The sequence below is a fragment of the Gemmatimonadota bacterium genome (assembly GCA_026706845.1).
In the GTDB taxonomy this organism is placed as follows: domain Bacteria; phylum Latescibacterota; class UBA2968; order UBA2968; family UBA2968; genus VXRD01.
This window is the reverse complement of the sequence record JAPOXY010000119.1, coordinates 1-6,032: the sequence shown is the minus strand read 5'-3', so window position 1 is coordinate 6,032 and position 6,032 is coordinate 1. Positions and strand designations below refer to the sequence as shown.

The 6,032-nt window shown below is 48.1% G+C and carries 4 protein-coding genes; all 4 read left to right on the top strand.

The window, feature by feature from the left end; all coding sequences use genetic code 11:
* Positions 1–168 precede the first annotated feature (168 nt).
* Entirely contained in the window at positions 169–360 is a 192-nt protein-coding gene (locus OXG87_11640; protein ID MCY3870201.1) for a hypothetical protein, read from the top strand.
* Positions 357–746, top strand: coding sequence for a type II toxin-antitoxin system death-on-curing family toxin (locus OXG87_11635; protein ID MCY3870200.1), 390 nt, complete (start codon positions 357–359; stop codon positions 744–746). The genes OXG87_11640 and OXG87_11635 overlap by 4 nt, the downstream gene beginning before the upstream one ends.
* 721 nt (positions 747–1,467) lie before the next feature.
* Positions 1,468–4,677 carry a sigma 54-interacting transcriptional regulator gene (locus tag OXG87_11630; protein MCY3870199.1) on the top strand — a complete coding sequence of 1,070 codons (3,210 nt, stop codon included), beginning with the start codon at positions 1,468–1,470 and terminating at the stop codon, positions 4,675–4,677.
* A 481-nt stretch (positions 4,678–5,158) separates the two neighbouring features.
* On the top strand, positions 5,159–6,032 hold an 874-nt coding region (locus OXG87_11625; GenBank protein ID MCY3870198.1), incomplete at its 3' end, for a GPP34 family phosphoprotein.

Genomic DNA, 6,032 nt, shown 5'->3' with positions numbered 1-6,032 from the left:
CCATTTTTAGTGTATAATTTAGAAGGTTCACCTCAATCATCCTGTGCCATCAGTTTTTCATAGGTGATGGGTAATTGAAATGTTATACATCAAATCGGGCCAAGTCCATGTTGATAGACTTTGACCTTTGGATAGGTGGAGCAACAAATTTTTGACTGGAGGCAGAAAATGAAATTTTCAGTGGATTTATCTGAAAATGAGGTCAAACGCCTACAGGCGACCGCTAAGCGACTGAATGTTCCTGTAGAGAAATTGGCTAAGGCAGCATTAACCGACCTTTTACATTCGGATGCAGATTTTGAGCACGCTGCGGAGCATGTTCTAACGAAGCATCGGGAACTCTATCGAAGGTTGAGTTGATGCGTTATATCAGTCTGAGTGAAGTGTTAGAACTTCATCGGCGTATTATTGAAGAAAGTGGCGGATCGACGGGGTTGCGTGACCTCGGCGGATTGGAATCCGCCATCGCCCAGCCCCGTATGACGTTTGGAGGTCGTGATCTTTACCCGACTCTGATTGAAAAAGCAGCCGCATTGTGTTTTTCTCTGGTTCAAAATCACCCGTTCATTGATGGAAACAAGCGAGTAGGGCATGCCGCTATGGAAGTCATGCTGATTCTGAATGGGTATGAAATTTATGCTCCCGTAGATGATCAGGAACAGGTCATTTTAGAACTTGCTTCAGGGGATGTTTCTCGTGATAAACTGATCGAATGGTTGACAGATCATATTGATGAAGTGAGATAAAGGCAAAACAAAAGGCCGTAAGTATTGCTTTGTGGGAGCAAAAACTCACGACCTTTGAAGAATTATATAATGAAGCCACACCAGAGGAACGGAAAGACCTGTTAAGACTGCATATCAACTACCTGATCTATACCCCTGATGGGATTCAACTCGCTTTATTTGATCCCAGTGTGGATAGGCCAAAGGTTCAGCGAGATGGCACGTTTGGCTCCCCAACCGTTTCACCCACTGAACTTTTCTGTGTGTGGGATAACTTCCCCATCCATCATATCCGCAAGAACAGGAAGCCTATTATCGTAATCGGACATAAGCCCCCAGAAAAATTGGTTACCTAAAAGCTGTACTATCCCAATTATATCAAAAAGGCCATGTATTATCACGAGCTTCTTGAAAAGGGTCACATTGAATCTCAGACCGAACTTGCAAAAAGGGTAGGAATTTCGAGAACCAAAACCCGCTTGATTCTACGGTTGCTCAAGCTGGATGAGAAAATTAAAGATTTCATATTGAGGATAGATGACTCAGATCCGAGATTGGATCTCCTATCTGTCTATCGGTTACAGCCGTTACTCCAGATTAAGAGCAAGGAGAGGCAAAGAAGGAAATTTTGGCAAATGATTGAAGAGTAATTTGTCCTTGGATATTTGGAAATCATTATTATTATTTAGTTTGCAAATGTGAGATAAACTATAAACCTGTTTTTTATATCATAAGGTTTTTTATGATCAAACCACTTGACCGCAAAGGGACCTGGCAGACTTATTCTATGGCCGATGGTCTGGCAGGGATGCGTATTGAACACATTGCCGAGGATAGCGAGGGTTACCTCTGGTTCGCCACATGGGACAACGGTGTTAGTCACTTCGATGGAGACGCATTTCAGAATTTTACCCACCAGGATGGTCTTGTGGGTGACAGCGTTTATCTTGTTTCAGAGGATAGTCAGAATCGGTTGTGGTTCGGTACACTAAATGGGGTCTGCTGGTATGATGGAGCAGACTTCCATCATTTGGAGGACGAAGGGATTGCAGATCGTGCAGTGCAGTGCATCTACGAAGACCGTGAGGGGCGTATATGGTGTGGCGGTCACCGCACTCTGGGATATTATGACGGCACTGTGTTCCACGATCTGATGCCGCTCTACCTTCAGCACTACGACCAGCCGCCAGCTCCTTACTCGCCCAATCAGTGTCGGGGCATTGCCCAGGATCCAGAAGGCCAGATGTGGTTTGGCTTTAAAAACCTCATCCGTTTTAATGGCACATCCTTCTATCGCCATGAAGAAAAAGACGGTATTCCGCCAGGCTATACAAGTTATGTCGTGGGTCAGGACAGTACCGGTAAGGTGTGGTTTGGACAGCACGGATTACAGAATGAACTCTGGTTCTATGCTGATGGCAACTTCCAGCCTGTTCAGATAGATTTGGGTGATGTTTTGCGCAAAATTCAGTGTGACCGTGAAGGTCGAATGTGGTTTTGCACCTCAGAAGGCGTGCTCTATCAGGACGGTGGTGGGTTCCGCAGGTTTACCCCTGCTGATGGGTTGCCCCATCCCGCGGTCAAAGCCGTGTTCCAGGACCGCGATCATCAGTTTTGGTTCGCCACCTGGGGTGGCGTCGGCCTTTACGATGCGCACAGTATCAGCGTTTTCGACCTCAGTTCGGAATTGTCTACAGGAGAGCCAGAAATCTCACAGATCGCACAAGACAGTTGCGGTGATATATGGGTCGGTTCTGTGTCTCCTGTTTTCAACCATTTGGACAAAAGCGTTTTTCGCTTTGATGGTGAGCACTTTGAATTCGTAAGCACTGAGGATGGTGCTGATATCAACAACTGTTACGCCATCTATGAAGACCGCAATGGGGACCTGTGGTTTGGTAGTCGCGATGGCCTGTTCTGCTACGATGGACAAAGACTAAAAAAAATGCAAACAATAGCGGGCTTAGGCAATAAAAGTGTCAGCGCAATCGCACAGGACTCGCAAGAACAATTCCTTTTTGGACATTGGGAATGGGAGAATATAAAAAGCAGGAAAGATCTTCTTGCCAGTCCATTAAAGATTACTTACGAGCAGGGCGGGCAGCTTCAGACCCTTTTTGTGGAAGATAAAGATAAAGATCCTTACAGCCGCATCGGCACAGTGATTACCGGGCGCAATAGCGAGATCTATTTTCATCTGTCATACCAGAATTTTTCTATTAGATGCAAGGGCTTTGCGCGCTGGCATCCGGAAGAGGGGCTCAAATTTTATGGGGTTGAAGATGGGCTGATAGACAACAGGGTTAGCGATTTGCTGTTAGACCGAAATGGGAACCTGTGGGTGGCTACTCAAAGAGGTCTCAGTTGCTTTGATGGCACTGTCTTTCGCAACTTCACTACTGAAGATGGTTTGCCGAGCAACCGCATCCGTTGCTTGTTCGAGGATCGGCAAGGCCACCTCTGGCTCGGCACAGACGGGGGAGCGGTTCACTACGATGGTCAGCTTTTCCAGACCATCAAGGCACCGCACATAGGACCAGTTTGTCAGATACTCGAAGATCGCGATGGAAACTTCTGGTTTGGTACAGTCCAGAATTTTCTGGTGCGCTACCGGCAACAAAAGACCCCACCCCGGATTCGCCTGCTTCAGATTGTTGCCGATCAGATCTATGAGAACCCGCAGGACGTCATCGTATCTACCATAGGTCAGCATGTGATTTTCGAGTACAAGGGCCTGAGTTTTTCCACCCATCCCCGCGATATGCTCTACATCTATCGCCTGAAGGGCTACGATGCTGACTGGCAATCAGCAACTCGAAAGATGCGGGCGCATTACCGGAATTTGCCGCCGGGAGAGTACACGTTCCAGGTCAGGGCGATAGATCGCGATCTCAATTACTCAGAGGTGGCGCAGGTGCAACTCTCAGTAGAGCCAGATCCGCGTATTGAGGGTCTGACTGCGACACTCAATAGTCAGGGGAATAACGAGTTTATCGGTGGGAGTGCGGCCCTGCACGCGTTTCAAATCCAACTCAGAAAGGTAGCATCCACTGATCTGTCCGTGCTGATTATAGGTGAAACCGGTGTGGGTAAGGGATTAGCAGCGCGGGTATTACACGCGCTGAGTCCCAATTGCGATGGTCCTTTTATACAGGTCAACTGCGGTGCACTGCCTGAAACGCTGATCGATAGTGAACTGTTTGGTCACGAGAGGGGAGCCTTTACCAGCGCGGTTTCTCGCAGACTGGGTAAGGTAGAACTGGCGAAAGGTGGCACGCTCTTTTTGGATGAAATTGGCGATATGAGTCTGGAAATGCAGGCCAGGATGTTGCGCTTGCTGGAAGAGGGCATCTTTGAGCGCGTTGGAGGCAATGAGACGTTGAAGGTACAGGCGCGCATTGTGATAGCGACCAATCGCGACCTTGAAGAGATGATCAGCGCGAGTGCTTTCCGCGAGGATCTCTATTACCGCCTCAATGCCTTTCCAATGTCTTTACCGCCGCTGCGCGAGCGCAAGGAGGATATACCAGATCTTGCCGAGTTTTTCAAGAATCGTATGGCCACACATCTGAACAAGCAAATCGGGCCTTTGGCGGCAGAGGTGATAGAAGTGTTGCAAGCATACGATTGGCCTGGCAATGTGCGAGAATTAGAGCATACGATACAACGCGCCGTCATCGTGTGCCGAGATTCTCAAATTGAAGTGGATGATCTTGGAATGATGGGTTCTCAAATCACAGCCTCACCTCTTAGGCGGATCACTTTACCCACTTCGCAAGACCGAGAAGTCGTGTCTTTGGATGAACATGACCGCCGCTATATCCTCGAAATGCTTAAAGCCACCAATTGGAAAATCAAGGGCGCCGGAGGCGCGGCAACATTGCTGGGACTAAATCCTGGGACGCTGTATGGGAAAATGAGAAAACTGGGTATCAAACGCCCGGATAGATAAAGAACATATATGACCTTTTAGGGTCATATATGTTCTTTTGCAATTAAATTACTGTTATTAAGATACTTAAGAGTCAGATTGGTTATTTTTGAGATCGTATATGTTCTCAAAGATATAAAATTCCGTCTGGCTCTTATTTTTTATAATAATTTTATCCTGATTAAAAATAACATCTTACGAGTATGTGTTTGGGGATTCATCACATTGGCATACTTTTTGCATATAAACTGAAGGATCGTAGGCTTCTAAACGGTTTGGGCGGATGAAAGAAGAATTAGGGATTGGTCCTCCCTTCCCGCAGCTTATTTAATTATCGCGTGTTGCGTGGTGGTTCGTGGCATTATTTTCCATGGACCTTGCGTTCGGCGCTTCGCTTCTGGTTTACTGCCGAAGATCAGTCCAACTATCTATTCGGGTTTCGAGTTGCCCGGTCTTTTTAGCTCCTAATTCTCTTGTTATAGATTTCACACGATTGTCCTTTATGCTGAGATTTGCCGAAGAAATACTTCTACTCCTTTACGATGAAGACCGGGGTGATTTCGCGCCCGGCCTTACACCGGACACTATGAACATCGTCCTCGCCGGGGCCGTATTGATGGATTTGGCCCTGGAAAACCGCATCGATACCGATCTCGAGCATCTCTTTTTGGTTGACACCACGCCTCTCGAAGACGACCTGCTCGATCCCACTCTTGCCGACATCGCACGGGATACAGACACGCGAGATGCCAGCTATTGGGTCGCACAAACGGCCAAACGGGGCGACGAAATCCGCGATAAAGCACTTGCACGGTTGGTCAACCGGGGCATCCTGGAAGCCGAGTCTGAAGATATCTTTCTCCTCTCGCGCCTGGTGTCGCGCTCTCGCCGCTATCCAACCATTGATGGACAACCAGTAGAAGAAGTCCGGTTACGCATTATGCGCGTACTGTTCACCGATGAAATTCCAGATCCGCGCGACATCGTTATTATCTGTCTGGCAGATGCCTGCGGCGTGTTCAAGAATATTTTATCCCAGTCGGAACTATCGGAGGTACAAGAACGGATCGAACTGATTCGCAAAATGGACCTGATCGGGCAATCGGTTACCAGAGCGATCCGCGAGCATGAGCCTCCTGTCCCTGCCCCTACCCCACGCAAAGAGATACCGCAGGCACCGGGGTTGCCGCTTCTTGGCAACGCCATCGACATGAAGCGCGATTTGCGCTCGCTTCTCGTCAAACAATACCGAAATTCAGGTCCGATTTTTCGCATCAAGGCATTCAATCGCCGCTTCATCGCCCTCGTAGGTCCCGAGGCTAATACCTTCGTAAAGCGAGGGGGTAAGTACCTGCGCACGCTTGAAACCTGGGTGG